26 protein-coding genes are annotated in these 26,395 nt (G+C 35.8%); 3 read left to right on the forward strand and 23 right to left on the reverse strand.

The annotated features are described in order from the left end of the window. A partial coding sequence (locus BAZO_RS22720) for a hypothetical protein (protein ID WP_211208541.1) occupies positions 1 to 185 on the forward strand: 185 nt, incomplete at its 5' end. 757 nt (positions 186 to 942) lie between these two features. Here the strand turns inward: BAZO_RS22720 and BAZO_RS02550 are convergent. From BAZO_RS02550 to BAZO_RS21060, 12 genes are all read right to left on the reverse strand, one after another. Beyond that, the gene (locus BAZO_RS02550; protein ID WP_003329681.1) at positions 943 to 1,521 is read right to left on the reverse strand and encodes a hypothetical protein; all 579 of its coding nucleotides are present in this window, start codon (positions 1,519 to 1,521) and stop codon (positions 943 to 945) included. Between the two features lie 261 nt (positions 1,522 to 1,782). Continuing rightward, a complete protein-coding gene (locus tag BAZO_RS02555; protein ID WP_003329682.1) occupies positions 1,783 to 1,986 on the reverse strand; it encodes an FmdB family zinc ribbon protein in 204 nt (67 codons plus the stop codon). A 408-nt stretch (positions 1,987 to 2,394) separates the two neighbouring features. Next, positions 2,395 to 3,060, reverse strand: a complete 666-nt coding sequence (locus BAZO_RS02560) for a response regulator transcription factor (protein WP_003329683.1) — start codon at positions 3,058 to 3,060, stop codon at positions 2,395 to 2,397. Between the two features lie 15 nt (positions 3,061 to 3,075). After that, entirely contained in the window at positions 3,076 to 5,415 is a 2,340-nt protein-coding gene (locus tag BAZO_RS02565) for an ATP-binding protein (protein WP_003329684.1), read from the reverse strand. Positions 5,416 to 5,508: 93 nt separating this feature from the next. Continuing rightward, the gene (comX, locus tag BAZO_RS21510; protein ID WP_003329685.1) at positions 5,509 to 5,670 is read right to left on the reverse strand and encodes a competence pheromone ComX; all 162 of its coding nucleotides are present in this window, start codon (positions 5,668 to 5,670) and stop codon (positions 5,509 to 5,511) included. 40 nt (positions 5,671 to 5,710) lie between these two features. Then, on the reverse strand, positions 5,711 to 6,619 hold the full coding sequence (locus BAZO_RS02570) for a polyprenyl synthetase family protein (protein ID WP_003329686.1): 909 nt from the start codon (positions 6,617 to 6,619) through the stop codon (positions 5,711 to 5,713). A 163-nt stretch (positions 6,620 to 6,782) separates the two neighbouring features. Further along, the gene (locus BAZO_RS02575) at positions 6,783 to 7,217 is read right to left on the reverse strand and encodes a hypothetical protein (RefSeq protein WP_003329687.1); all 435 of its coding nucleotides are present in this window, start codon (positions 7,215 to 7,217) and stop codon (positions 6,783 to 6,785) included. 383 nt (positions 7,218 to 7,600) lie between these two features. Further along, positions 7,601 to 8,029: a copper amine oxidase N-terminal domain-containing protein gene (locus BAZO_RS02580; RefSeq protein ID WP_003329688.1), complete on the reverse strand. Its 429-nt coding sequence runs from the start codon at positions 8,027 to 8,029 to the stop codon at positions 7,601 to 7,603. A 246-nt stretch (positions 8,030 to 8,275) separates the two neighbouring features. Next, complete coding sequence (locus tag BAZO_RS02585) at positions 8,276 to 8,803, reverse strand: hypothetical protein (RefSeq protein WP_003329689.1); 528 nt, start codon at positions 8,801 to 8,803, stop codon at positions 8,276 to 8,278. Positions 8,804 to 8,963: 160 nt separating this feature from the next. Further along, on the reverse strand, positions 8,964 to 9,167 hold the full coding sequence (locus BAZO_RS02590) for a hypothetical protein (RefSeq protein ID WP_003329691.1): 204 nt from the start codon (positions 9,165 to 9,167) through the stop codon (positions 8,964 to 8,966). A 103-nt stretch (positions 9,168 to 9,270) separates the two neighbouring features. Beyond that, complete coding sequence (locus BAZO_RS02595) at positions 9,271 to 9,609, reverse strand: hypothetical protein (protein WP_003329692.1); 339 nt, start codon at positions 9,607 to 9,609, stop codon at positions 9,271 to 9,273. A gap of 3 nt (positions 9,610 to 9,612) precedes the next feature. Then, positions 9,613 to 10,233, reverse strand: coding sequence for a DUF4879 domain-containing protein (locus BAZO_RS21060; RefSeq protein WP_003329693.1), 621 nt, complete (start codon positions 10,231 to 10,233; stop codon positions 9,613 to 9,615). Positions 10,234 to 11,045: 812 nt separating this feature from the next. Here BAZO_RS21060 and BAZO_RS21515 point away from each other — a divergent pair. After that, positions 11,046 to 12,400, forward strand: a protein-coding gene (locus BAZO_RS21515) for an IS3 family transposase (RefSeq protein WP_087946142.1) whose coding sequence is annotated in 2 segments (ribosomal slippage) — positions 11,046 to 11,499 and positions 11,499 to 12,400 — 1,356 coding nt in all. Because the reading frame shifts where the segments join, the coding sequence is not laid out codon by codon here. A gap of 62 nt (positions 12,401 to 12,462) precedes the next feature. Here BAZO_RS21515 and pyrE (BAZO_RS02615) read toward each other — a convergent pair. The 4 genes from pyrE (BAZO_RS02615) to BAZO_RS02635 all read right to left on the reverse strand — a co-directional run bounded on the left by pyrE (BAZO_RS02615) (position 12,463) and on the right by BAZO_RS02635 (position 16,702). Next, complete coding sequence (gene pyrE, locus BAZO_RS02615) at positions 12,463 to 13,083, reverse strand: orotate phosphoribosyltransferase (RefSeq protein WP_003329696.1); 621 nt, start codon at positions 13,081 to 13,083, stop codon at positions 12,463 to 12,465. 230 nt (positions 13,084 to 13,313) lie between these two features. Next, complete coding sequence (locus BAZO_RS02620; RefSeq protein WP_003329697.1) at positions 13,314 to 14,003, reverse strand: hypothetical protein; 690 nt, start codon at positions 14,001 to 14,003, stop codon at positions 13,314 to 13,316. 541 nt (positions 14,004 to 14,544) lie between these two features. Beyond that, positions 14,545 to 15,354 carry a transposase gene (locus tag BAZO_RS02630; RefSeq protein ID WP_157382045.1) on the reverse strand — a complete coding sequence of 270 codons (810 nt, stop codon included), beginning with the start codon at positions 15,352 to 15,354 and terminating at the stop codon, positions 14,545 to 14,547. A 394-nt stretch (positions 15,355 to 15,748) separates the two neighbouring features. Next, a complete protein-coding gene (locus BAZO_RS02635) occupies positions 15,749 to 16,702 on the reverse strand; it encodes a chymotrypsin family serine protease (RefSeq protein ID WP_003329700.1) in 954 nt (317 codons plus the stop codon). An 877-nt stretch (positions 16,703 to 17,579) separates the two neighbouring features. Here BAZO_RS02635 and BAZO_RS22205 point away from each other — a divergent pair. Then, positions 17,580 to 17,729: a hypothetical protein gene (locus BAZO_RS22205; protein ID WP_157382046.1), complete on the forward strand. Its 150-nt coding sequence runs from the start codon at positions 17,580 to 17,582 to the stop codon at positions 17,727 to 17,729. A 41-nt stretch (positions 17,730 to 17,770) separates the two neighbouring features. On the opposite strand, the gene pyrE (BAZO_RS02640) is transcribed toward BAZO_RS22205, so the two are convergent. Genes pyrE (BAZO_RS02640) through BAZO_RS02670 form a run of 7 tightly spaced genes read right to left on the reverse strand, consistent with a single transcriptional unit; the run spans position 17,771 to position 26,384 of the window. After that, positions 17,771 to 18,403: an orotate phosphoribosyltransferase gene (gene pyrE, locus BAZO_RS02640; RefSeq protein WP_003329702.1), complete on the reverse strand. Its 633-nt coding sequence runs from the start codon at positions 18,401 to 18,403 to the stop codon at positions 17,771 to 17,773. Next, a complete protein-coding gene (gene pyrF, locus BAZO_RS02645; RefSeq protein ID WP_003329703.1) occupies positions 18,404 to 19,117 on the reverse strand; it encodes an orotidine-5'-phosphate decarboxylase in 714 nt (237 codons plus the stop codon). It abuts the gene before it with no gap. Next, complete coding sequence (locus BAZO_RS02650) at positions 19,086 to 20,027, reverse strand: dihydroorotate dehydrogenase (protein ID WP_003329704.1); 942 nt, start codon at positions 20,025 to 20,027, stop codon at positions 19,086 to 19,088. The genes pyrF and BAZO_RS02650 overlap by 32 nt, the downstream gene beginning before the upstream one ends. Beyond that, positions 20,028 to 20,804: a dihydroorotate dehydrogenase electron transfer subunit gene (locus tag BAZO_RS02655; RefSeq protein ID WP_003329705.1), complete on the reverse strand. Its 777-nt coding sequence runs from the start codon at positions 20,802 to 20,804 to the stop codon at positions 20,028 to 20,030. Then, on the reverse strand, positions 20,801 to 24,013 hold the full coding sequence (carB, locus tag BAZO_RS02660) for a carbamoyl-phosphate synthase large subunit (RefSeq protein WP_003329706.1): 3,213 nt from the start codon (positions 24,011 to 24,013) through the stop codon (positions 20,801 to 20,803). The genes BAZO_RS02655 and carB overlap by 4 nt, the downstream gene beginning before the upstream one ends. Continuing rightward, on the reverse strand, positions 23,998 to 25,098 hold the full coding sequence (locus BAZO_RS02665; protein ID WP_003329707.1) for a carbamoyl phosphate synthase small subunit: 1,101 nt from the start codon (positions 25,096 to 25,098) through the stop codon (positions 23,998 to 24,000). The genes carB and BAZO_RS02665 overlap by 16 nt, the downstream gene beginning before the upstream one ends. Next, entirely contained in the window at positions 25,095 to 26,384 is a 1,290-nt protein-coding gene (locus tag BAZO_RS02670; protein WP_003329708.1) for a dihydroorotase, read from the reverse strand. The genes BAZO_RS02665 and BAZO_RS02670 overlap by 4 nt, the downstream gene beginning before the upstream one ends. Positions 26,385 to 26,395: the final 11 nt, after the last annotated feature.

Genomic DNA, 26,395 nt, shown 5'->3' on the forward strand with positions numbered 1-26,395 from the left:
CCGCACTCCCTGTCCGCAATGTTGGAAAGCCAGTTTCGGTCCTCCTGCTATGCCTACTGCACAATAATCCTCTAATGTTCACTACAAAAAATAATTCAATGAAAAAGTATGCAGTGGAAAAACTCATTCGTCCATGCAAAAGTGCCACCTCTACCATCATTGAGAGCCGCTTCGGACAAAGTTAAGAGTCCTCCTTAGAAATTAGTGGCTCAAATCTAATTAATCAAAAATACCTTCTTAACAAAATCAATTGTACACAACAACGACGACAACACATCCTGCAATTATAGATTTTTTTTGTCGTTCAATTAGACTACTCCTTTTCCGAGTACCTTTTTAATGTTTAGCAACAGGTTTGTTATCTTTACTATTACTAATCGACAGGTGCCTGTGATCGCCCCCCTTATAATAGACTTATAAGTTATAATAGAAGGACGACATATCTACATTTTATTAGGAGGAGATGTAGGTGGCTAAAAATGTTCGTCTTCATGAATCCTATCTGTACTTTGTAGTTGAGCAACTAGATGAACTCTAAAAGGATAAAACATTTTATTGGAAGGATTGATTCATTTCTTAATGCACATTGCCCTGCCTGAGCAAAACTATTTAATGCGGAATATTTTTAATACACAATAAATACAAACAAAATACACTATAAAATAATATACGTTATTTTCAACTCCGAATTTATCAAGGAAAAAGGCAGCAACGGCGACAACACACCCAGTAATTATAGCTCTTTTTATATCGTTCAATTAGACCTACTCCTTTTCAGTGAAAAAACTGCCACTCAATCGGTTTGTAATATGCAATATATGAATACAAGTAAAAAGGTATTCGGTCTAAGGGAAATCCTTTTCCGAGTACCTTTTTACTGTTTAGCAACAGGTTTGTTACCCCTATATTACTTAGTTTGTAAACATATCACCTTCTATATATCTATTTTACTTCCACTGTTGGGTCAATAGAATCAATATTGGGATCATCTTTTGCTGTCCATGTTTGAGTTATTGTTTTTTTGAATTTTCCATCTACATAGATATTGCTAGACATTGAATAATAACATTCTGTGTATTTTGTGATCCATCTATAGTTAACAGTTGATTTGACTGTTACATCATCAGAAGTGTACACTCCGATTGCTGAAGCAATACCTGTACATATTGCAGTAGGCCAAGTTGTCTTTGATAATAGCCATGCTACAATCGAGCTACTTCCACCAGCAACAACAAGTTTTGGAATCGTATAGCTATTGGAAAAGCTTCCATCCCAAGTTGCATTGATTGAAGTATCTCCGTTTAAAGAATCTGTACTATAAGAAAATTCGAGTGTTTTAAAGTCTGAAGACTCTAATTCTAGATTTTTGTTTTCTAATTCAACAATATTTCCTTTATTTAAAAGGGTCATAGCTGAATTAGCGTCGTCTCCCTCATTGCCAGAAGCATATACGGAAGCGGATGCTGAAATAGGAATTACTAAAGCTAATATAGTAGAAATTACACGTTTGCGATTTATCATATTTTCCTCCTGGTTAAATTACTCGAAGAACATATATTTTCTATATGTTTCTATCTCTCCCAAACTATTTCTAACACACTACTGTTTGACGGCCATCAATAAAAAAATTGTGTTTAATAATCTTGGTAAAATTTATATTAGCATACTAATATTCTAACAATCTATTGATAATTACCGCTATTTTATTTCGGTACCGAAATAAACTTTTCTGAGCAAAAGAATAAATCGCTAACGCGACTTTATCCACGTCCCAAGTGTAGATTATTCACTTGGGACATTTCTCGCTCGAAGCATAGTGCCTCCACAAAAAGGACACTCAACTTCTACTTCTTCATCATTATTTAAGTCCACACTAAAATCTCCAACAACATATTCAGGGACTTCGTCCCTTTTACCACAATCTTTGCATTTAAACGAAAGCAGAACGATTTCATCATCTAAACCAAAAGGATCATCTTCCTCCATTCTTTAATAAACTCCATGTCCTCCATATAATGATACAGATGACCATAGTCTGAATGATAGATTTCTACTAATTCCATCTTTAATTGGCAACATGGGCAAATAAATGGATCTTAAGCCTCGATCATTCGTTGTCTATATGTTTTCTTCTTCTTTTTTGTTTCAAGTAATAGGGACAACTGGTCACTACTATGAGGACATTGTACGTATTCTAAACAATAAAAAAGTCTTATCGACCGTATAAGGGTTTTAAAATTTCGTGACTACCTACTCATCTATTTTCCCAAAAAATAAAGCCAAACTAATCAAAGTTAACCAAGAACAATGATCAGAATGGCTTATTTTTGTCCATGCTACCTAATAGCATGCAGACTATAATTGTAATATTCCGTTACTTTTACTCTAGAGTAATTAACTATTATTTGTAAAAACTTCTCTTGGAAGCAACCTCAACTCCCTAGCCTTTGCAACCGCTTCTCCGCGCGAACTAACATTTAAAGTTCCAAATATTTTTGTCAAATGATATTCTACCATACGCTGACTGATCATTAGACTTTGAGCAATCTCCTTGTTTGATTTTCCAAGTGAGGCTTCATATAATACTTGTTGCTCTTTTTCGTTCAAGGAAATACCAGATTTTGCATCACCATCATTTATTACTCCTTTAAACTCAATCTGCCGTAGTTGTTGTAAAAAAGATATGGGAAGAATCGCTTCTTTTCTTAATGCGCATTTTATCGCTGTTAATAGCTGATCCTTGGATGCTGTTTTACTAATAAAACCACCGGCACCGGCCTCCATTAAAATATTGAAATGAGACTCAATATCAAATCCTGTCATGATTAACACATTCGCTTCCGCATCTTTTGCAATAACCCGTTTAGTTAAATCAATCCCATTGATAGTGTCTATAAACAAATCAAAAATGTATAAATCATAGCTTGAACTTTCTATTCGTTCTATCGCTTCTTCCCCAGAGGCAGCTAACGTAACTTGATATTGATTATCCGCTTCAATCATTGCTTTCGTTCCTTCTCTGACAGAGGGATGATCATCTACAAGTAAAATATTTATCATATAAATTCCTCCTCATTACCCGACAATTATTATTGGATTCTCTTTATCCAACGGGATTTCAATTACTATTTGTAATCCACTACTATCCTTTAAATTACTAAATTCAATATTTCCGTTGACACTTCTTACCCGCTCTCTTATTCCGTATATTCCAAGACGCCCATTAAAGGCTGGTGCGCTTTCTCCTGCCATCCCTTCTCCATCATCTTTGTATTTTAAAATGATATGATCATATTCAGATGTAAGATAAATACTAACCTTTGATGCATTGGAATGCTTTTCAGCATTATTCATTAATTCTTGGACAACCCGGTAAAGTGCCAATGTTATTTCATCACTGATGCTATATACAAAATTTCTGTCAGCAACGAAATCGATCACTAAATTTGTCCGCAATTGCACCTTTTTAAAAAGATTCTCTAGCGATCCAACAATGCCTGTTTCTTTCAAAAATGGCGGCATTAACTCATTGCAAGTTTCACGAATTTCATGAATGACATCTAATAAACCTTCATTAATAAAGTCAAGTTCTTGTTTAGCAATCGAATCAAAATTATATTTTTCAAGAATTCCAGATAATTTTCTGTATAATAAAAGCTGCTCTTGAAGGGCGGAATCATGTAAATCAGTCGATAACCGCTTTCGCTCCTTTTCTTCTATATTAAATAACATCTTGAGCACCCAGGAAGGAGCATCGTCTTTTGTTTTAATATTTTCTAACTCCTCGATTAAATCCTCGATCATTTGCAGATTTTGATAGCTTACATTCATATAATAAGAAATTGTTTTTAGCCATTCTTTTTCGTCAAGGTTAAAAGCTGTAAAGTTCTTCTTTCTGCCCAATACCAATACTGTTATTTTCTTTTTATTTTCAGCGACAATTAAATAAGAGATCGTATTCAAAAGTTGTAGTTCTCCGAAGAAATTTTTCCCAAAAAATAACGAAAGATGGGTCTGTAACAGCCCCTTTTCGTAATCCCAGCTATCACCATTAACCAATATGAGACTATCAACCTCTTTATCATATTCAAGCAAAGCAATGTTCTTTAGACCCAATATGGCTTTAATTTCATTAACAAAATACTGCTCGATCACTTTTTTACTTTTTTCACGAGATAGAAATGCAACAAATTGGTAGATACTTGATTGCAGATTATATTTTTCAGAAAATAAGTTGCCCCGAAGCCGATAATCTAATTCTTCTTTTATGTAAAATACTAGAATAAAAAATAAGTAGACGGCAACAAAAATTTGTACCCATCTTAATACGGGAACATCATCTAATAATATTGCCCCAACTATTATAAACAGCAGTGAGGGTGTAATTGATAATAGAGAATAATAATAAATCCGCTTAATATAAAAATTAATATCTAAAAACTGATTCGTTGATACTAAATAAACAAAAGTAAGTGGTAAAAAATAAGTAAATAAAAAAGCAACTTCACCGGAAATAAGTTCCTGTTTAAAAATAAAGGTTGGTATTGCGTAAAACATAATAAATGGAAAAAATGAAATAAAAATACCCAGAGTTATGATTTTAAAAAGAGGGCTATAGATTGACTTTCGATTTTTTATAAAGCCACTACCAAAAATATAAATACAACAACAAGTGTTTATAACAAACATGAGTAAAACAAACATTTTTATTATTGAAAATAAAATATTGTAAAAAGGAAAAAGTAAAAATAAAAGTGATAAAAGCAGGATTAAAGTGTTAGAAATATATAGGTTTTTAACTAGATTAAAGCGTACAAATTTCATATTGTATTTTTGAAAATATAATATGAAAAAATGAAGTAGCAACAACGGTATCGCTAATAAAGTACTTATTGCAATAAATTGGGCCAGCGGTTCTGTACGTGCTGATGCCGCTCCAGCGAAGAAACTAATTCCATATGTTTGAAATAGCAAAATCAATATTAAAGTGACCTTTTCATTTCTTTTGTATTTGAACAAAAAAGCACTAAACAAAAAAGAAAGAAGTAAAACAAAAAACGGAGTAATTATATGTAAGATGAATTGGTCCTTGTAAAAGTGAGCTTGTACATTATATTTGAATATTTCTCCATTTCTTTCAACAATAATCTCATTTGCCTGTTCAATAAGGTTGTACTTAATAACGGACTGATGCTCTTTAGGCATTTTTCCGTTAATATTGAGAACAATATCCCCTTTCTTTATTCCTAAATATTCTGCTGCCCCCTTAGGAGCAACATTTATAATTTCAAACTGATTATTCAGGGTTTCCTCAACACCGATTCCAATATGTGCATATTTCACAGTAATGGTAGTAAAATAGATACATAACAATAATACCGTAAAAATTAATATGCTAAATGTGCTTTTTGACATCGAATCACCTAAAGCTATTATTTTATTTGCAATATTAGTACAAACTAAAAAGCTAGATTCCTTCTATAATGAATAGAATCTAGCTATTAGATTTTAAAGCCAGAAGCTTGATAGAGTTGTAACAGTTCCATTCAAAACATCCAATATAATCTGTACTTCCTCTTCACTTACACCAACTAAACTCGCAAATCCATTCTGTACTTGCTCAAGCACCTCTTGATTTTTTACCAAATGCTGAATAATCTCTGAAATCATCATAATTCCTCCAATAGTTTACTAAGTTATAATATTTTTCTTATCTAAATAACATGGATTGAATTCTTTCTTTTGAATCTTCAGTAATATCCATGGTATTGATAATTTTCATTGACTTATTAATTTCAAGCTGCATAATAACTTTGGCGTACTCAATGGCTCCAGACTTTTTAATCAAAGCGACGATTTCACTTTGCTTTGATTGAATTTGTTCTTTCTGTATGTCTCCTTTATAGTACCTCTTTAATTCTTCAAATTCTGCAGCAGCATTATTTAAAAGATACAAAACAGGCAATGTCTTTTTCTTATGTAGAAAATCGTTTTTGCTATTTTCCCGCTGAATATCTTTTATATCATTGGCAATTTGAACAGCAATGCCAAAATGTTCGGCATATTCTTTCACAATTTGCGGCTGCTGATAATTTGTAAAAATGGTTCCTAATAGACAAGCAGATGAAATAAGTGATCCCGATTTTTCTTTCGTAACGGATAGATAATCACTCTCATTATAAATTTCATTCTCAGCATCCCACTGCTGACCAGAAATACAACGCACTATATGTTTATTGAACATTTTCCTTGCTTCCAGTTTTACTTTATTGTCGAAAAAGCTTTCATCAATTGCAAGTTGGCTTATGGTCAAAAGAGCCAGTCCAATATGAGTAGCGGTTGATGTTTCGACTTTCATCCAAGGTAGGTCTTGATTATCGAGGTCTACCAAATCATCAAATATATCAATGGCTAGTATTAACATTTCCATTCCGGCAGCAATTTGGTTGATTTCATTGCCTTTTCCACCGAATAATTCATAATGAAACAATACTAAATCACCAAAGCGAAAGCCTTCTTTTTCTTTGAAATCAATAAAATCACAAATGGTTCCAACTATTTTATCATGTTTTAAGTTTTGCTTTACTAATTGAAGCATGCATTCCTTGATTTCAATCATCTATATTCACCCTAATAACAACTTTAGTTATATTGTACTAGATTTCTACAATATTTTCACCGAAATAAATTTGCGGAAAACCGCAATTCTATTTCGGAACAGATTCTTTAACATCCAATCTTTCACAAAAAAAATATACTAATTTTATAGTAGAGTATATTAATTATTCGTTTTTCTTCTCTAAATGTTTTAATTCAGCCAACCCATCGTTTGTTGAATAACCAATTTGGTAGATATTATTCTTATTTTCCGCCCAATAGTCATAGGTTACTTCTGGTTCACTTTCAAAAACAACATTAATATAATATGGGTTCATATGATTAAAGCCTTCTTCGCGATAAGGAACTGTTGAAATCACCCATTTTTCATCAGGATAACGTTGAAATAGGTATAGTTCTATTAATTTAACCTTCTTGTCTATTTGTGTATCAATCCAAAAAGGACGTACTACATAGAATGCACAATAAACTGTCAATGTAACTAAAGCTAATAACCAGCCAATTTTTCTCCATTTACCTTTAAAAAAGAGCGTAATAATTACAATTGTTGTAATCATAATCCCAACAAATGTTAACTTAATTATTTCTGCGGGATGCACATTTATCTCCCCTCTGAATTATACAAATAAATTCCAAACATTATATAGCTAAACGATTGGGGATAGGGTGTTTTCTACCAAAGGAAGGAGTATACGATTTATTATACTTATTCAAGCAACTATTGTGAAATACGCGAGTAGAGTCTTACAGAACGATTTTGATATATGTTGATGAGATCAAATTAATTTATTAATGTAAAAAACCCTCCAAGGAGGTTTTTTACTGTCTTTTTTACAGCTTCATCCAGCTTCCATCCTCTTATAGCCCCGCTCTAATTCATATGTAAAAATGTCAACCGTCCCAAGCACTTCACATCCATTTCCCACTCTTCTCATTCAATGTAGGTTTCCGTTGACCGACGTTTAATATTGAATTACCCGAATTATATCTTTTCAGATGAAATAATTATGGTCTTTGTTTTGTCATCCCAAGTTATCTGCGCATGAAATGCTTCTAGAACAGATCTTATTGGTATATATACCCTATTATCTTTAATAATTATATTGGTATCAATTGCTACAGGCCATGTGTGATGTGGCTCTGATGAGGCACGCGGCCAAGTTTCCGTCTTATATTGATCAACATAATTTTCACCTACAAAGATGCGTACATTTAAGTCGTTTTTTGTTGCTATTACCACTCCTTGACTAAAATCAATCCATTTGACTTCAGCACCAAATTGTTCAAGAATAACCCTAAACGGAACGAGCGTTCTATTGTTTTTATCAATAAATGGTTTTCCTGAATCGGCAGTGAACTCTACTTCTTTATTATCTATAGTAACATTAATAGAATCGGAAGCAGCTAACACTCCAATGGAATTTACAAAAAAAAGTAAAGACTATTATAATACATAGCCAGAATTTTTTCATTTTACAAACCAAATCCTTTCATTTAAATTAAATATTTCCACAGTTCCAATACTTTCTTTGTTATTCCATCTCAAACTTCACACACTTACAAAAGTACTAGAGTTTTTTATGTGTGAAGTTTGAGTTTCCAACCAACTTTTCTTATAACTTTTGTTTACGATGAACATTCCACGTAGCCTATTTCCCTAAAATTCTATGGAGATTTTTTCTGCATACCAAGCACTACTACTATGAACCGTCACATTTGAATAATTTGTCCAGTCTGCTTTAAACCTTCCTCTTCTATCAGGATTTGTGTTGTTTGATGAATATCTAGCATATCCAGTAGGAGAGTACAAATAACTATCTGAAAAAGATGCATTTTTAAAATATAGTCCTGTTCCAGTAACTTCATCTGTATCACATAAAGTTATCTGTCTGTTAAAATGCACTCCACTACCGTTACTTGGGAAGTAACTGTAGTGATAATATGATTTATCCCAAAAAACCTTTGAGAAGTTATTACCATCAAGAACTCTTAGTCTAACATAATCTCCAACAATTGCTATATGCATATATATGTTTTGACCAGCACTTATTGTATAGTTTGGAGCTTCTGCCAACCAGCCTGTCAAATCACCTGAAGCAAATCCTTTCCATGAACCGTTATAATAGCCAATACCATAATCGTTAGATTTATAAGTAGTACCTTGTCTTCCTACAGTAAAGAACATATACGCGGCTTGACCGGTTGATTTTTTAGTGTAAGCACTCCCAACTACGCCATATGCTGTACTTTCCGTATAGCCAGTTAATGATTGTACTTCATATCCAACTCCATCATCATGAAATGGACGTTTGTGATCATTATATGGAGTTATATCGATCCCATTGTTATCCTTTCAAATCCCCTGAATCATAGACACTGACGATTTCGCTAATGCTGAAATTTAGCTTCTTTATTTTCAAAATTGCAACGCCTTTTCCTATGGTTTCATCAGTCAATAAGAAGTAATAATAATTTTTGTCTTCATCTATTCCAGTAACTATTATTTTATCACGATCAGTCGGTCCTAGTTTTTTCAATTCACCAAACACTATTAGTGGAGTACTACCTTAGAAAAAATATAATTTCAATAACATTAAATATAAAAATGAGCAGGCTGTCCCTATAACTATCGACAGCCTGCATCCTTTATTTTTAAACTTTTCTATTAATTAATATATTGCACCCATCTACCATTCCCAAATTATAAGCTTTCTCAATGTATGACAATTTCTCATTTTCAAATTGCATATTTCCGTTGTATAAACTATTAATAAGACTATCTTCTCGCTGCTTTATCGGGACATTTCGTACGTAACTTTTATTTACTACTTCATTATTTTTTAGAACATCCAAAAAATCTGAAAAATTCATAGACATATGTTCATTACTATATGATTGATGGTTGTTCATCCTATTTTCAAATCGTGATACTACAGTTAATTTTGTATAGGCGGCAAAGGCTGCACGGTTTTGATCAATGCTAATTGACAATTCTTATTCCTCCTCCCTACTTTCTGTTGCCTTTTTATCTTCTTCTGCTTTTTTAACTAAATTATCAGTTAACTGTTTTAGGATTTCTTCGCTTAAAACATGAACTTCTTTATTGTCGTAACTTACAGAAGAAGTCTGAGTATTAATTAATGATCCTGTAGGGATTAAGTCGAAATTAAGGTAATCATAAAATGTCCTATTAGGAGGATAGTAATTTCGAGCTTCCACATTAATTGAACCATTTAAATAACCAAATGGAATTTCTTTATAAACAATTTTTCCATATACAATTCTATCAGGACCAGACAGATAATCAGGTGGTAATGGCTCAGTGGTATATTTTGTAATATCTTGGCCCCCACTATAAATTCTTAAAGTTCCAGATAATTCAGTGCCCTCGACATAAATTGCAAAATAGGCTGTATTTCCCTCTAAAGGCTTACTTGCCCAATTTTGATTAAAATAGATATCTTCCCATTCATAGTTATTGCCATCTGATGTTACTGCAATTATTTGAAGATCTGTTAATTGTGGCGCAGGACCAGCATGTACAATGGAATTATTAACAATTAACGTAGAAAAAAACAACATGGTTGTAATAAATTTAATTATATGTTTTCTCATTTTATCTTCCCCTCTCTTTACATTGTTTATTTTAATAGTCTTAATCACACTATTATTTTACTAAAATTATACAAATAAATATATTACTAATCCCTGCATATTTCCAGGTAATTAGTATACAGAACCCGCACTATCTTCATATTTTTCCCAATCCGAAACATTAATCACTCCCATTGAAATTCGAAATTCAATAAAAATATCTTTTAAGAGATCTCTTGTATTTAATGATAATCTACTTTTCGCGACAAATACAACGAAAAAAATTTGCGGTATTCCGCATATGTTTTCGTTCGGTATTGCGGTTTTTTATTTCGGTCTTCGCTGTTCTTTGTCCATTTAAGATTGGGTGCAACCTACCGAAACAACATTGCGGAAAGCCTCAATAAAATTTCGTAAAAAGTCCTAAGAATGGCGGTTTTTGTCTCTTTTAAAAAAAAATTATAATAGACCATAAAAAGAATGCATAAGTAAGCACACCTAAAAATGTAGAATAGTTATCTGAAATTAAATAACTAATAAAAGAGAACATTCCACATATTGCATAATAAATTGAATTATGATTCTTCCACCTTTTTATAATATTAAAAAGGAGCCCAGCTGCCAAAGAAATAGCAAAGAATATGACTAATCTTATGAAAATGCCAAACATAAAATCTAGCATGGTATCACCTCGAATTTTAAAGGATAGGAAATACCTTTCCTTTTTATGGCTTAACTAGTTAAGTAACTATTAATTTAGCAAAGAAAACCTTTGAACTGAACTGCACCCCAATTGTTAGACACCATCTAACAACTGGAGGTGCAGTTTTTCTATGGCTAAATTTACTGCAGAAGACAAATTACAAGCAGTTAAACGTTATTTAAATGGAAATGAGAGTTCATATGAAATAGCTAAATCTTTAGGAACTGATAATAAAGCGATTCTTAAATGGGTCAAACAATACGAATATAATGGTGTCGAAGTTTTTATTAAGCCTTGTACAAATTACACACAACAGTTTAAACTAGACGTACTAAATTACATGATTGAACATGGTACGTCCTTAAATGAAACAGCAGCGATTTTTAAGATCCCTGCCCCTTCAACCATTATTGTTTGGAGAAAACTATTTGAAACACAAGGATTAGATGCCCTTCAATCAAAGAAAAAGGGGCGTCCATCCATGAAAAAGGAATCCAATCAGCAACCTAAACAAGCACCAGTCAGAGACTCTACTGAAGCACTTGAAGCGCGTATTAAACAACTAGAAATGGAAAACGAGTATTTAAAAAAGTTGAATGCCTTAGTTCAAAACAAGGAAAAATCACCAAACAAGACAAAGCGCAAGTAGTCTATGAACTAAGGCTTAAATACCCGGTGAAAGAACTCGTAAAGCTCGCTGGCATTCCCCGTAGTACGTACTATGATTTAGTGAAACGTATGAGTCGTCCGGATTCAGACGCTGATTTAAAAGCAGAAATAAAGGCGATTTATGAAGAACATGAAGGGCGTTATGGCTATCGCCGTATTCGTGATGAACTAGCGAATCGTGGAAAAAATGTGAATCATAAAAAAGTACAACGTATCATGAAAGAGCTTGGTTTAAAATGCTTAGTACGTATGAAAAAATATAAATCGTATAAAGGTACAGTGGGTAAAATTGCGCCCAATATCTTAGACCGTAAATTTATGGCAGACGCACCAAATGAAAAGTGGGTAACAGACATTACGGAATTTAAATTATTTGGTGAGAAACTTTATTTATCACCTGTTTTAGATTTATATAACGGGGAGATTATCACGTATACAATTGGCTCTAGACCAACCTATTCCCTTGTTTCGGACATGTTGGAACAGGCATTTGAACGTTTACCAGAGAATCATCAATTACTGATGCATTCCGATCAAGGTTGGCATTATCAAATGGAGAAATATCGACGTGCTCTAAAATCAAGATGGATTGTCCAAAGTATGTCTCGTAAGGGGAACTGTTACGATAATTCGGTAATGGAGAATTTCTTTGGAATTATGAAATCCGAGTTCCTCTACATGACAGAATTTGAAAGTGTAGAGCATTTTAAAATAGAATTAGAAAAATACATCAATTACTACAATACGAAGCGAATAAAGGCAAAATTAAAAATGAGTCCGGTGCAATACCGAACTCATTTTACCCAAGTTGCCTAATGAAATAACCATGTCTAACTTTTAGGGGTCACTTCATATAATGAGGGTTTTTTCCTGACTTTTTACAACGTCATCCAGCTTTCATCCTCCGGATTTTTCCGCCATTCTTTTAATTTTTCAAGCTCAGCTTCACTTACTAAGCCCTTTTCTAAAGCGACTTCAATTAAATTAGAATAATCACTTAAGGCAAAAGCTTTGATGTTTGCTTCGTCAAGTTGTCTATAGCCTCGATCTAATTCATACGTAAAAATAGCAACTGTACCAAGCACTTCACAGCCGGCTTCACGAAGTGCTTCAACAGCTGTAATCACACTGCCGCCGGTTGAAATTAAGTCTTCAACAACGACGACTTTTTGACCCGGCTTTACAGCACCTTCGATTTGATTCCCCCTACCATGACCTTTCGGCTTACTGCGGACATAGCACATTGGTAAATTAAGTAGATCGCTAACCCATGCCGCATGAGGGATGCCGGCTGTTGCTGTTCCAGCCACGACTTCGCAGCCATTAAATTCTGTTTCGATTAATCCTGCGAGGCCTTTCGCAATTTCCTTACGAAGCCCTGGATACGATAATGTTAAGCGATTATCGCAATAAATCGGTGATTTTATCCCAGAGGACCATGTAAATGGTTCACTTGGCCGTAAATGCACCGCCCCTATGGGTTTTATATCAAACTTCATTGAAGATGCATCTCATGATTAATCTGATGACATAAATCCTGTAAAAATTGGTGTAGTTCCTCACTCTTACGATTGTAGTTTTCGGGTTGATAATTTAATAAATCTGCGAAAGCTTTCCAAAACATTAAAGAGACGTTCTATACAACCTATTGATATACACTCGAAGGATAAGATCGAAATTTTTTGTCTCAATTATTTTCAATTTTAATTTTAAGATCAAATCTCTTTAATTAGTTCTTCCACTCTCTTATAAAGTTCGTGGCTTCCTTCACATTATATGTTTTAAAAAGAAGTTTTTCTGTATCAAAAACGAGGATAACCGGTAACTTTTCAATGTCCAACTCCTTTTTGTAATCAACAACAAAATCTTTCTGATAATCATGAAAATTTAGAGTGGGTTCTTGGCTAATCAAATCAGACATATCCTCAGAATCATAGGATAACGGGTTCACTGCATCCTGAATAATTGATACTCGTAATTTATTTGTGTCGTTAGATAAAAAATCTCTTAATTTTTCATGATACGTCAAATCTAACAAAACTATTTCCATTGCTAATACATTTTTCTTATTTTGAAATATTGGTGGTGTTATAAGTACTTTTTGTCCGATTTTTAAAGTCTCGAATTCTGCTTTTGTTCCATTCTCATATCGAAATACCGTATTATCATTTGTTTTCACTTCTGAAATAATATTAGATGCGATTACTGTGTCTTCATCTTTGGGAATATCTCTATGGAACCAGTCATTAATGTTAACGACAATCAAATCTTTATCACTATAAACTTTTTCTACAAACCCAAGCATTTTATCATCTTGATACTCAACATTATTTTCATTTTTATTAATTTTTTCACTACATGAATATAGTACTAAAACGCTGAATAAAAGCAATACTAAAAATATTTTTCTAGTTCCCAAATGCTTTACCCCCATACACTAAAAAATATGTATATATAATTATTTACTTGACTCTTGCATATTTTAGAAATTCACCTAAAAAAGGGCATACGTATCCCGTCTAGCGATTTGGAATTTTTTTAAACCGCCAATTTTAGGTCTTTCAGCACATCCATCAGTGATTTTTTCGACAATGCTTGTTCATAACCGTATACCACAAGTTGACATAGATGGTCTTTTCGGATACGCCAAACTACATCACTGATCCTTAATGGGAGTTCCTTTTGCCACGTTTGACGTTGGTATTCTACATAGTTATAGGTTAAGAACTCAATGCACCAAAAACGTTCCATCCCTTTGTGTGAAAGAAGCTGGTATTCGTCAAATCCTAATAACTCCTTGAAATAACGATATCCGGTTTCGATGTTCCGAAGTACATTATAATAGCTCAGAATGGTTACGAGATTCAGGCTACTATCTGTGCAATGGAGACAAAATGGCGTTTTACTCGAATCGAATTTATTTTCCCAAGACAACAAGACTTTGGCATAATCGGTATCACTCAAATTGCCTTCATACGTATAAATTTTATAAGTATGACATTCACAGTAACGGGGCGGAGGTCAGTTGACTCTATATAAGTTGACGCAAGATCAGATATTTTGATTCCTACTCCTGCAGGGTATATCTTTCTGTTCGTCCGTAAACCACCGATGGGATGAAAGCCTTTTTGATAACAGGTTTCGATTAACTTTTTACTGGTATACCAACTATCGACTAAGACGTAAACTTGATCATCGTCACTAACTGGATATGAGTTGATCAACTCAATAGTCAGATCATTTTTACTTTTAAAAGAAATCCCCTCTTTTTGGCAATAGAGTTTTTGGAAATAGGACCGGAAATCCCAAGCAAAAGAATTGTTTTCACTGACGACATGAGCAGTTACAACACAATGAGACCATATCGTTTTCCCGTCAGAATGGTAATAGTGGTTATCAAGGCCTTCCATCCGTTTCGTCGTACAATCCTTTTTGCATTGTGTATCGTCAACGATAAAAAATACAATCGGACGGGTATCTCCGGTTTCAGACCGGGACTTTTGGATGTGATTCATGACAAACTGAAGTCGGCGTCTCGTCACTCGATTTGGACACCATAGAGACTCATTCAAGAAACGAGTCATACAGCTAAGATCCCGATTTTCACTAGTTGACCGACGAATCTGAGGTACGTTTATTCTGCCGTCTGTTAAAATGATACCGTGCATAAAGGTCAGCATGTGATTCATTTGTGGTTTAGAAATTTGAGGCTGCAGAGCTAAAATAAAATTGACGATATGTGAATAGAAGGTTACCATAATATTAGACACTCTCCTTTTAATGGAATTTAGGTATGGTAACCCCAAATTTCACCAAAAAGGTAAGAATGTCCTTTTTTTATTTTTGGAAACGACAAAGGTTCTCAGTATGTCCTAACTTTTTGCAATTTTCGATACGACAGGTTTTTTACAAGAGCCTAGTTATTTAACAAAACATTAGCATAATATCCATTTCATATAAAAATATGTATTGCTTTTAAAACTTTAAATTCAAATAGAGGTATATGGTAGGTGAATTGAATTTTAAATGCACATTATAAAAAAATCTCGATTTTACCTTCTATTTGGTTGGATAAAATCGAGGTTTTGATAATAAAGCTATCCTTTTTTTGAAATAAGAATAGTAATAAATTCATTTTAAATATCCATGTTCTAATAGGGTTATTTAATTAGATCTGGGTCCATCTGAAGAGTATAATGGACGTTCCAAGTCTAATTCACTTATTACATCTTCTATTGGACTATACCATGAATTAGTTGATGAACCTGCAGCATGAACTCCATATATTTGTACATAACCAGAAGCGTTTTTAGGTGATGTTACTGCAGCTCCACTATCACCTGCTACTGAAACTACATCTGTTTTAATTGCGTCTAATACATATCCATCATTATATTTATAACCACCTGTCATTGCCTTATCAACATATTTTGCTACAATTTTGCCCTGATCTGAACCACTATTATCGCCATGTCGTACTACCAAGGCTCCTACAGCTATATAGTTTGAACTAATATACGTATTAACAGGTAAACTAAAAATATATCCTTTAACAGTTGTCCATTGAGTTTTAACGAAAGAGGCATCGCTATATCTAGTACCTGATGGGTCTTTCGTAACTTCTCCTATATATTCATTACCCTCATAGACTGCAGTTCCTTCGCCCGCATTAGAATGCCCTGAAATAACAACACCATAATTACCAGCACTATCAATTGCTCCGAAACTAAGAGTGCTAAATTCATCAGTACCATACGGGTTCTCAGATTGAACTTCAAGTCCACCATATACGGTATTTGCTTGAGGATAAGCCGGACCTTCATGTTCAAATACAAAATCCTCCGTTTGAAGGGCTGTATTTTTTAATACAAATTCTTTAATATTATCAGTATTTGCGCTTTTATCTTGAAGTCCAATAACCAATTTGTTTTTACTTTCATCAACATATACAGAAGAAATACCTAAATCTAATTTTAACCAATCAGCTTTTCTTAAATCAATCTGAGCTTTTCTTAAATGTTTATAAGTGTGTTTTCCGTTATAAAATTTGATTGGTGTGTTTACAGCAAGTTCTTTAAATACATTTCTGTATTTATTTTCTTTGCCTACTAAACCCACATTTAAAATTCCTTCGTCGTCAATGAAAGCACCTGAGTATTGAATATCTGAATCCGCTTCAACATAATCAATAATTTTCTGATACAGTCGATTCGCTTCAGCATCTTTTGATTCTTGCTGGAGCTACGGTGATATTGAAAAATTAGTATTTGCACTTGTTATACCAAACGATGGTATAACAAATAATGCTGTTGTAAATAATGATAAAGTAATAGACTTTAAATATTTTCTTGCTTTTAAATATTTTTTTGACACTATTTTTCCCTCCTGAATTTTCAGAAATTCCGACTATTATCTTCCCTAAAAAATGAAGTTATACTATAGAATGACAAATTTGTTCGAAATATTATATATTTATTTTTTACAATGAATCTTTAACTACTTGAATACACACTTTCTATACTTTAGCTAATTCCATCCTTGTGTATCAAATTTAGAACAGAATATCGTAGATGCTACTTAACGGCGTACTTCTACAACCTCTAATAGATCGCAAGTTTGGCTTCCTATTATTGATGTTAGAGGCAACTCGTCAATAGATTAATACAATTCTTCAAAACTATTTTATTAAGAGATCTCTTAAACATAATGCTAATCTACTTTTTACGACAAATACAACGAAAAAATTTTGCAGTATTCCGCATATTTTTTTCGTTCGGTATTGCGGGTTTTCATTTCGGTCATTGCGGTTCGTTGCCCATCTAAGAGTTAGCTCAACCCTACCGAAATACAATTGCGGTAAACCGCAATAAAATTACGTTGTTGATGAATGAAATTATACGGTATGTTTAATATACGGAGATTTATATTGATCGGAAAAAGATACACTTCCTTTTATTGTTACTTATATAGAAATGCAACTGGAGGATTACGGCAAATGGAAGTTAGTGTTGGGGATAAAGTTTTCTACCTTGAAAAGGCCTATACGATTTATTACATTTATACCAGCAATTATTGTGAAATACGCGAGATAGGCTCATACCGAACGATTTTAGTGCACGTTGATGAGATCAAATTAATAAATTAACGGAAAAAACCCTCTTATAATGAGGGTTTTTTCCTGTCTTTTTACAACGTCATCCAGCTTTCATCCTCTGGATTTTTACGCCATTCTTTTAATTTTTCAAGCTCAGCTTCACTTACTAAGCCTTTTGCTAACGCTACTTCAATCAAATTAGAATAGTTACTTAACACAAATGCTTTAATGTTCGCTTCTTCAAGCTGTTTATAGCCTCTTTCCAATTCATACGTAAAAATAGCAACCGTACCTAGCACTTCACAACCTGCTTCTCGTAGTGCCTCTACAGCTGTAATCACACTTCCGCCTGTTGATATTAAATCTTCAACAACGACGACTTTTTGTCCCGGCTTTACAGCACCTTCGATCTGATTGCCTCTACCATGACCTTTTGGTTTGCTACGGACATAGCACATCGGTAAATTTAATAGATCACTTATCCACGCAGCATGTGGGATGCCAGCTGTTGCAGTTCCGGCTATGACTTCGCATCCTTTAAATTCCGTTTCGATTAAGCCTGCAAGGCCCTTCGCAATTTCCTTACGAAGCCCTGGATACGATAATGTTAAGCGATTATCGCAATAAATTGGTGACTTTATGCCAGAAGACCATGTAAATGGCTCACTTGGTCTTAAATGTACAGCGCCTATTTCTAATAATTGTGAGGCAATTTCTCGTTTCATTTATTTACCCTCCCACTCATTACGTACAATTTTATAAGCTTCAAGCGGGTTTTCTGCTTTTGTAATCGGTCTTCCGACAACGATCCCCCAGCTACCTCTGTTTCGTGCTTCTTCTGGTGTTGCAATCCGTACTTGGTCATCAACAGAGTTGCTTTTCAATCTGATTCCCGGTGTTACTGTTAAAAAGCTTTGTCCGCACGCTTCAAGAATTTTTTCTACTTCCCAGGTTGAACACACAACGCCATCTAATCCGCTCTTACTTGCATTTTTGGCATAACTCACAACAACCGATTCAAGCCCTTCATTGATTAACAATTCCTCTTGTAACATTTCTTGAGAAGTGCTTGTTAATTGCGTAACAGCAATACATTTTGGTCGCTCACAACCGGCACGTGTACCTAGATCTAAGCCCTCCAATGCAGCTTCCATCATTTGCTTGCCGCCGGCAGCATGGACATTGACAATATCCACATCAAGAGAGGCCAGATTGCGCATCGCACTTTTCACTGTATTCGGAATGTCATGTAGCTTTAAATCCAAAAAAATCTTATGGCCGCTATCCTTTAAAAACGTGAGGATTTGTGGACCTTCTTTGTAAAAGAGCTCCATCCCTACTTTTACATAGAGGGATTCATTTTCAAACTCGGCAAGAAATTGATGAACTTCCAGCTTGCTCGGAAAATCAAGAGCTACAATAAGAGGTCTTGTTGTCACGATCCCAGCTCCTTCCTGTTAACTCTGAAATATGTCCGACACCAAGCTTGTCTAAAAGCGGCGGTAATTCATCAATTAAGTTTAAGCACACAAACGGGTCGACAAAATTTGCTGTTCCGACAGCAACAGCACTTGCCCCTGCCATAAAAAATTCAACAACATCTTCAGCAGTACTAATTCCACCCATACCAATGATTGGAATATTCACCTTTTGACTTACTTGGTAAACCATTCGAATCGCTACAGGCTTTATCGCAGGTCCTGATAAACCACCTGTTTTATTAGCTAAAATCGGCTTGCCAGTTTTCAAATCAATTCGCATTCCAAGGAGCGTATTAATCATTGTGATCCCATCAGCCCCTGCTTCTTCAACAGCAACAGCCATTTCAACAATGTCAGATACATTCGGTGACAGTTTAACGTAAACTGGAACACTAGAGACTTCTTTTACTTGTTTAGTTAGTTCAAAAGCCACTTCAGGCACCGTTCCAAACTGAATTCCACCGCTTTTTACGTTTGGACAGGAAATATTAAGCTCTAACGCGTGAACATTCGGTGCTTTTGAGATTTTTTCAGCAACCTGTAAGTAATCCTCTACTTGGGATCCAGCAACGTTTGCGATAATCGGAACATCAAATTGCTCAAGCCAAGGCAATTCCCGCTCACAAACAGCTTCCAATCCAGGGTTTTGCAAGCCGATCGCATTTAACATTCCCGCACTTGTCTCTGCCACCCTTGGAGTCGGATTACCATATCTTGGTTCCGCTGTCGTTGCTTTAATCATGATCGCACCTAGTTTTGACAGATCATAAAACTGACTATATTCACGTCCAAAACCAAAGCAGCCGGATGCCGGAATAATGGGGTTTTTCAAATTTAATCCCGGAAGGCTTATATTAAGTCGATTCATTTATATCAAAACCTCCCCAATTGGAAATACCGGTCCATCACTGCACACTTTGCGGTAGGATGCCCCACTTGGGTCTTCCTGTAAATGGCATACGCAAGCAAAGCAAGCGCCAATGCCACAACCCATCCGCTCTTCTAATGAAATAAAGCCTTTTTTATCATGAAAACGCTCGTCTAGTGCCCTTAACATCGGAGTTGGTCCACATGCAAATAAACAATCAAATTGTATGTTTTCAAGCGAAATTACATCTGTAACAAAGCCTTGTGTACCGTAGGAGCCATCAACTGTTGCGATAAAAGTTGGACCTAACTCTTTAAATTTCTCCTCATAAAACATCACGGATTGATCTTGAAAGCCAAATACATGAATCACGTTTACACCTTTTTCTACTAACCGTTTTGAGAGATTGTAGAGCGGCGGCACTCCAATGCCGCCTCCTACTAGTAACGCTGTTTCTCCTGCTTCAATTTCATCAATTGGAAAGCCGTGACCAAGTGGGCCAAGGACATCCACTTCTTCATTTTCTTTTTTCTTAGAAAGCAGTGTTGTTCCTTTTCCTTCCGCTCGGTAAATCATTGTGAATCTTTTATTTTCTTGGTCAATATCACAGATACTGATCGGTCTTCTTAATAATGGATCGATACTCTCATCAACTTTCAGATGAACAAATTGTCCAGCTTCTTGCATTTCGACTACAAGTTCTCCTTCAAGAACAAGCTCATATATGTTTTTTGCAATTTCAGCTTGCGAAACAACTTTCATCCATTGTTTTTTCATTGAGGTACGACCACCTTTGCTTTTTCAAACTTTGGCATTTCATCTGTTGAGAACGTCATTGACTCTAAAACCCGTAGAATTGCTGTTGCCGTATCTAGTGATGTTAAGCAGGCCACTCCATTTTCAACGGATTCACGACGAATTCTAAAGCCGTCACGAGCAGGCTGTTTTCCTTTAGTCAATGTATTAATAACGTATTGGGCTTCCCCGTTGCGAATAACATCTAGTAAGTTATGGTCCTCTGAACCAATTTTATTAACGACGGTTACCGGAATATTTTCTTCTTGAATTCGAGCTGCTGTTCCTTCCGTTGCAAGCAGACGATAGCCGATTCGATGGAAACGACGGGCAATATCGATCGCTTCTTCTTTATCCTTATCAGCGACTGTTAATAATACAGCGCCATAGCTTGGGATCGAAATTCCAGATGCAACCAACCCTTTGTATAAGGCTTTTTCAAGTGTCACATCACGCCCCATAACTTCACCCGTTGATTTCATTTCAGGGCCGAGTGTAATATCAACTCTACGTAACTTGGCAAACGAGAATACCGGTGCTTTTACAAACACTTCATTGCTTTCAGGATGATAGCCTGTTTCATAACCTAAGTTTGGAAGCAATTCCCCTAAAATGACCTTTGTTGCGATGTTTGCCATTGGCACACCAGTAATCTTACTTAAGAAAGGTACAGTACGACTTGAGCGTGGGTTAACCTCCAGGACATACACTTGGTTTTCAAAAACAACGAACTGAATATTTAGCAAGCCGACAATTTCTAAGCCGCGAGCAATTCTAGTTGTATAATCAATGATTTGCTGTTTAATTTCCGCTGTTAATGTTTGTGATGGATAGACAGCAATCGAGTCACCTGAATGGACCCCGGCACGCTCGATATGTTCCATAATTCCCGGAATATACACGTTTTCGCCGTCAGAAATACCATCTACTTCAATTTCTTTCCCAATCATATAGCGGTCAATTAATACCGGGTGCTCCGGATTTACTTTTACCGCATTCTCCATATAATGAAGCAATTCCTCTTCATGGTAGACAATTTCCATTGCACGGCCACCTAGTACATAAGATGGACGTACTAGAACAGGATAGCCAATGTCTGTTGCAACCTTGACAGCCTGTTCAACAGACGTTGCTGTTTTTCCTTTCGGCATTGGAATGCCAATCGCTGATAAAGCTTGTTCAAACTTATCTCTATCTTCTGCTCGGTCCATATTTTCAAGTGAAGTACCTAGTATTTTCACACCTCTTGCTGATAGCTCAGCTGCTAAGTTAATCGCAGTCTGTCCGCCAAACTGAACGATAACCCCAATTGGTTTTTCAACTTCTATGACATGCATGACATCTTCAATTGTTAATGGTTCAAAATAAAGCTTATCTGATGTACTAAAGTCTGTTGATACTGTTTCCGGGTTATTGTTGATAATAATCGCTTCATAGCCTGCTTCTTTAATAGCCCACACAGAGTGTACTGTCGCATAATCAAACTCTACCCCTTGCCCGATCCGAATTGGTCCAGAACCAAGTACAAGGACGCTTTCTTTAGCAGTTAAAATTGATTCATTTTCCTCTTCATATGTGCCATAAAAATATGGTGTCTCTGATTCAAATTCTGCTGCACATGTATCCACCATTTTGTAAACTGGCATAATTCCATTTTCTTTACGGAAGTCATAAATTTCTCTTTCCGTTTTATTCCAAAGCTTAGCGATTGCAATATCAGAGAAGCCTTTCTCTTTGGCATCACGTAAAAGCTCAGCGTTCATTGGCTCTTTTTTAAATTCACCTTCAAAATCAATGATTCCCTTTAGTTTATCAAGGAAGAAGCGGTCAATTTTGCTCCATTCATGGATTTGTTCAACAGTGACACCGCGACGCAAACCTTCAGCAATTACGAATAGACGCTCATCATCTGCCACTTCAATTCGCTTTTGAAGTGTTTCGGCATCAAGTTCTTCCATGTCTTCAATTTCAATATGATAAACTTTTGCTTCTAAAGAACGGACCGCTTTTAATAATGATTCTTCAAAATTGCGGCCAATAGCCATTACTTCACCAGTAGCCTTCATTTGCGTACCAAGCTTACGGTTAGCTGATTCAAATTTATCAAATGGCCAACGTGGAATTTTGGAAACGATATAATCAATTGTTGGTTCAAAGCAAGCATAAGTCCTTCCAGTTACAGGGTTCATCATTTCATCAAGTGTTAAACCCACCGCAATCTTAGCAGCAAGCTTCGCAATTGGATAGCCTGTCGCTTTTGATGCAAGTGCAGAAGAACGGCTCACCCTTGGGTTTACTTCGATTACATAGTAATTATAGCTATATGGGTCCAGTGCCAATTGAACGTTACATCCTCCTTCAATTTTCAGGGCACGAATCATTTTTAATGATGCATTGCGTAACATCTGATATTCACGGTCACTCAATGTTTGGCACGGTGCCACGACGATGGAATCACCGGTATGGATTCCAACTGGGTCAAAGTTTTCCATGCTGCATACGACAATGGCGTGGTCATTTGAATCTCGCATAACCTCGAACTCAATCTCCTTGAAGCCAGCGATGCTTTTTTCAATTAAACATTGTGTTACCGGGCTGTATTTAAGACCACTTGCAACGATTTCTTTCAATTCTTCTTCATTTGCACAAATTCCGCCACCTGTACCACCTAATGTAAAAGCCGGACGGACGATGACAGGGTAACCAATTTCCTCAACAAAAGTTAAAGCTTCAGCTACCGTGTGAATGATCGCACTTTCAGGAATCGGTTCGCTAAGCTCATTCATAAGAGTACGGAATTCGTCACGATCCTCCGCTTTTTGGATTGCTGTTAATCTTGTTCCTAATATTTCAACACCACACTCCTCTAAAACTCCAGAGTTGTGCAATTCTACTGCCATATTTAAACCAGTCTGTCCGCCAAGAGTTGGAAGAAGCGCATCCGGACGCTCTTTGCGAATGATTCGGCTGACAAATTCTAACGTAAGTGGTTCAATGTAAACTTTATCCGCGATTTCCGTATCTGTCATAATCGTAGCTGGATTTGAGTTTACTAGAATAACTTCATAGCCTTCCTCTTTTAGGGCTTGACATGCTTGTGTGCCTGCATAATCAAACTCTGCTGCTTGCCCAATAACAATGGGTCCTGATCCAATTACTAATATTTTTTTGATGTCTACGCGTTTTGGCATACAGCTTCGCCTTCTTTCTTTTGAGTTTCGATTAAGTTTATAAAATCATCAAAAAGATGGTTTGAATCCTCTGGTCCAGGTGATGCTTCGGGATGATACTGTACCGTAAATGCCGGATAATCTAGATGCTGTAAACCTTCAACCGTGCCGTCATTTAAGGCGACATGTGTAACCTCTAGACGTGTATTTGCAATTGAATCAATATCAACGGTGTAGCCGTGATTTTGTGAAGTAATATCTACTGCACCAGTCTTGACATTCTTAACAGGGTGGTTTCCACCGCGATGACCGAATTTCATTTTACTTGAACTTGCACCACAGGCAAGGGCGAATAACTGATGCCCTAAACAAATTCCGAATACAGGCACTTTACCTAACACACCTTTGATCATTTCGATCGCTTCCGGTACATCCGTTGGATCTCCAGGCCCGTTTGAAAGCATAATGCCATCAGGCTTTAAACGTAAAACTTCTTCTGCGGTAATATTATATGGAACTACAATGACATCACAATTTCGGCTATTGAGTTCACGTAAGATGCCGTGCTTCATGCCGAAGTCAACCAAGACGACACGATAGCCTCTGCCTGGACTTGGATAAGCTGTTTTTGTTGAAACTTGGGCCACTTGGTCTGTTGGTAATGGCTGTTTTTTGAGTTTTTCAATGATATCCTGGGCATCAACGTCCATTCCGCAGATGGCACCTTTTAAAGTACCATGCTGACGAATGATTCTTGTTAATTTCCGTGTATCGATTCCTTGTAACCCAGGAATATCTTTACTCTTTAAATATTCGTCCAACGTTTCTTGGCTTCTCCAGTTAGAAGGGGAGTCACAAGCTTCTTTGACAATCAGACCATGAATCACAGGTGAAATGGATTCGAAGTCATCACGATTAATCCCATAATTGCCAACTAATGGATACGTTAACGTAACGATTTGGGCACAGAAGGATGGGTCTGAAATTTCCTCTTGATAGCCTGTCATCCCTGTACTAAATACAACCTCACCAGTTGTATCTTTCATGCTTCCGAACCCTTTACCTACAAATACTGTTCCATCTTCTAATATTAACTGACGTTTCACTCCGCAACACTCTCCTTCTCCCAAACAATTTTTCCATTAGCAATTGTTAGTACGTTCCAGCCTTTACAATTCCAGCCGTTAAATGGTGTATTCCTTCCTTTTGATAAAAACGTTGAACTATCAATTTCTTCTTCTTTTTCGACATCTAGTACTACTAAATCCGCAATACTGCCAACTTCAATTTTCCCATACGGTAAACCAAATGTCTCACATGGTTTAATCGTTAAGTAATCGATAAGTTGTTTTAAAGCCATCTTCCCAGATTGGACAAAATGTGTATATAACAATGGAAATGCTGTTTCTAATCCTACAATTCCAAATGGTGCTTCAGTCATCTTCCATGCTTTTTCTTCCTCTGTATGAGGGGCATGGTCAGTTGCAATGAAGTCAATCGTACCATCTAATAAACCTTCTATTAACGCATCACGATCTTCTCTTCCGCGTAATGGCGGGTTCATTTTGTAATTAGTGTCAAGACCTGGAATGTCTTCGTCACAAAGTAGTAAATGATGTGGAGTTACCTCTGCTGTGACATTTATGCCTGCCCTTTTTGCATCTCTAACAGCTCGAACAGACTCCTTTGTACTTATATGGCAAACGTGATAATGGCAACCAGCTGCTTCAGCAAGAAGCACGTCCCTTGCGATTTGAACTGATTCACATACAGATGGAATTCCATTGACCCCATGTTTCTTTGAAAACTCACCCTCATGGACAGCACCTTTATTGATTAAGGAATTGTCTTCACAATGAGCCACGATTGCCATGTCTAATTCTGCCGCTTTTTTCATCGCGTCTAGCATCATTCCCGCTGTTTGAACTCCGACACCATCATCTGTAAAAGCAAATGCTCCTGCATCCTTTAAGCTTTTAAAATCAGTTAGCTCCTCACCAAGCTCGCGTATGGTAATCGATGCATAAGGAAGTACTCTTACTTTGGCTGTTTCTTTTATACGATTTTGCAGCCATTCGAGCTGTTCTTTTGTATCTGGAACGGGGCGTGTATTCGGCATTGCTGCTACAGTCGTATATCCACCTCGCGCTGCAGCAAGGGTACCCGTTTCAATTGTTTCTTTCTTCTCACCACCCGGCTCACGTAGATGAACATGCAAATCTACAAAACCAGGAGTCACAATTTTCCCTTCTACATCTCTTACATTCTCTACTGTATCTTGCTTGATAACATCCTCTATTCGAGTAATGATTCCATTTTCAATTAAGATATCTTTTTTTTCTAAATCTCCAGCAAAATTAAATGTTCTAGCATTTTTTAATAGTAATGACACGATCATACCCC

The organism is Schinkia azotoformans LMG 9581 (assembly GCF_000307855.1).
Taxonomy (GTDB): Bacteria; Bacillota; Bacilli; order Bacillales; family Bacillaceae_J; genus Schinkia; species Schinkia azotoformans.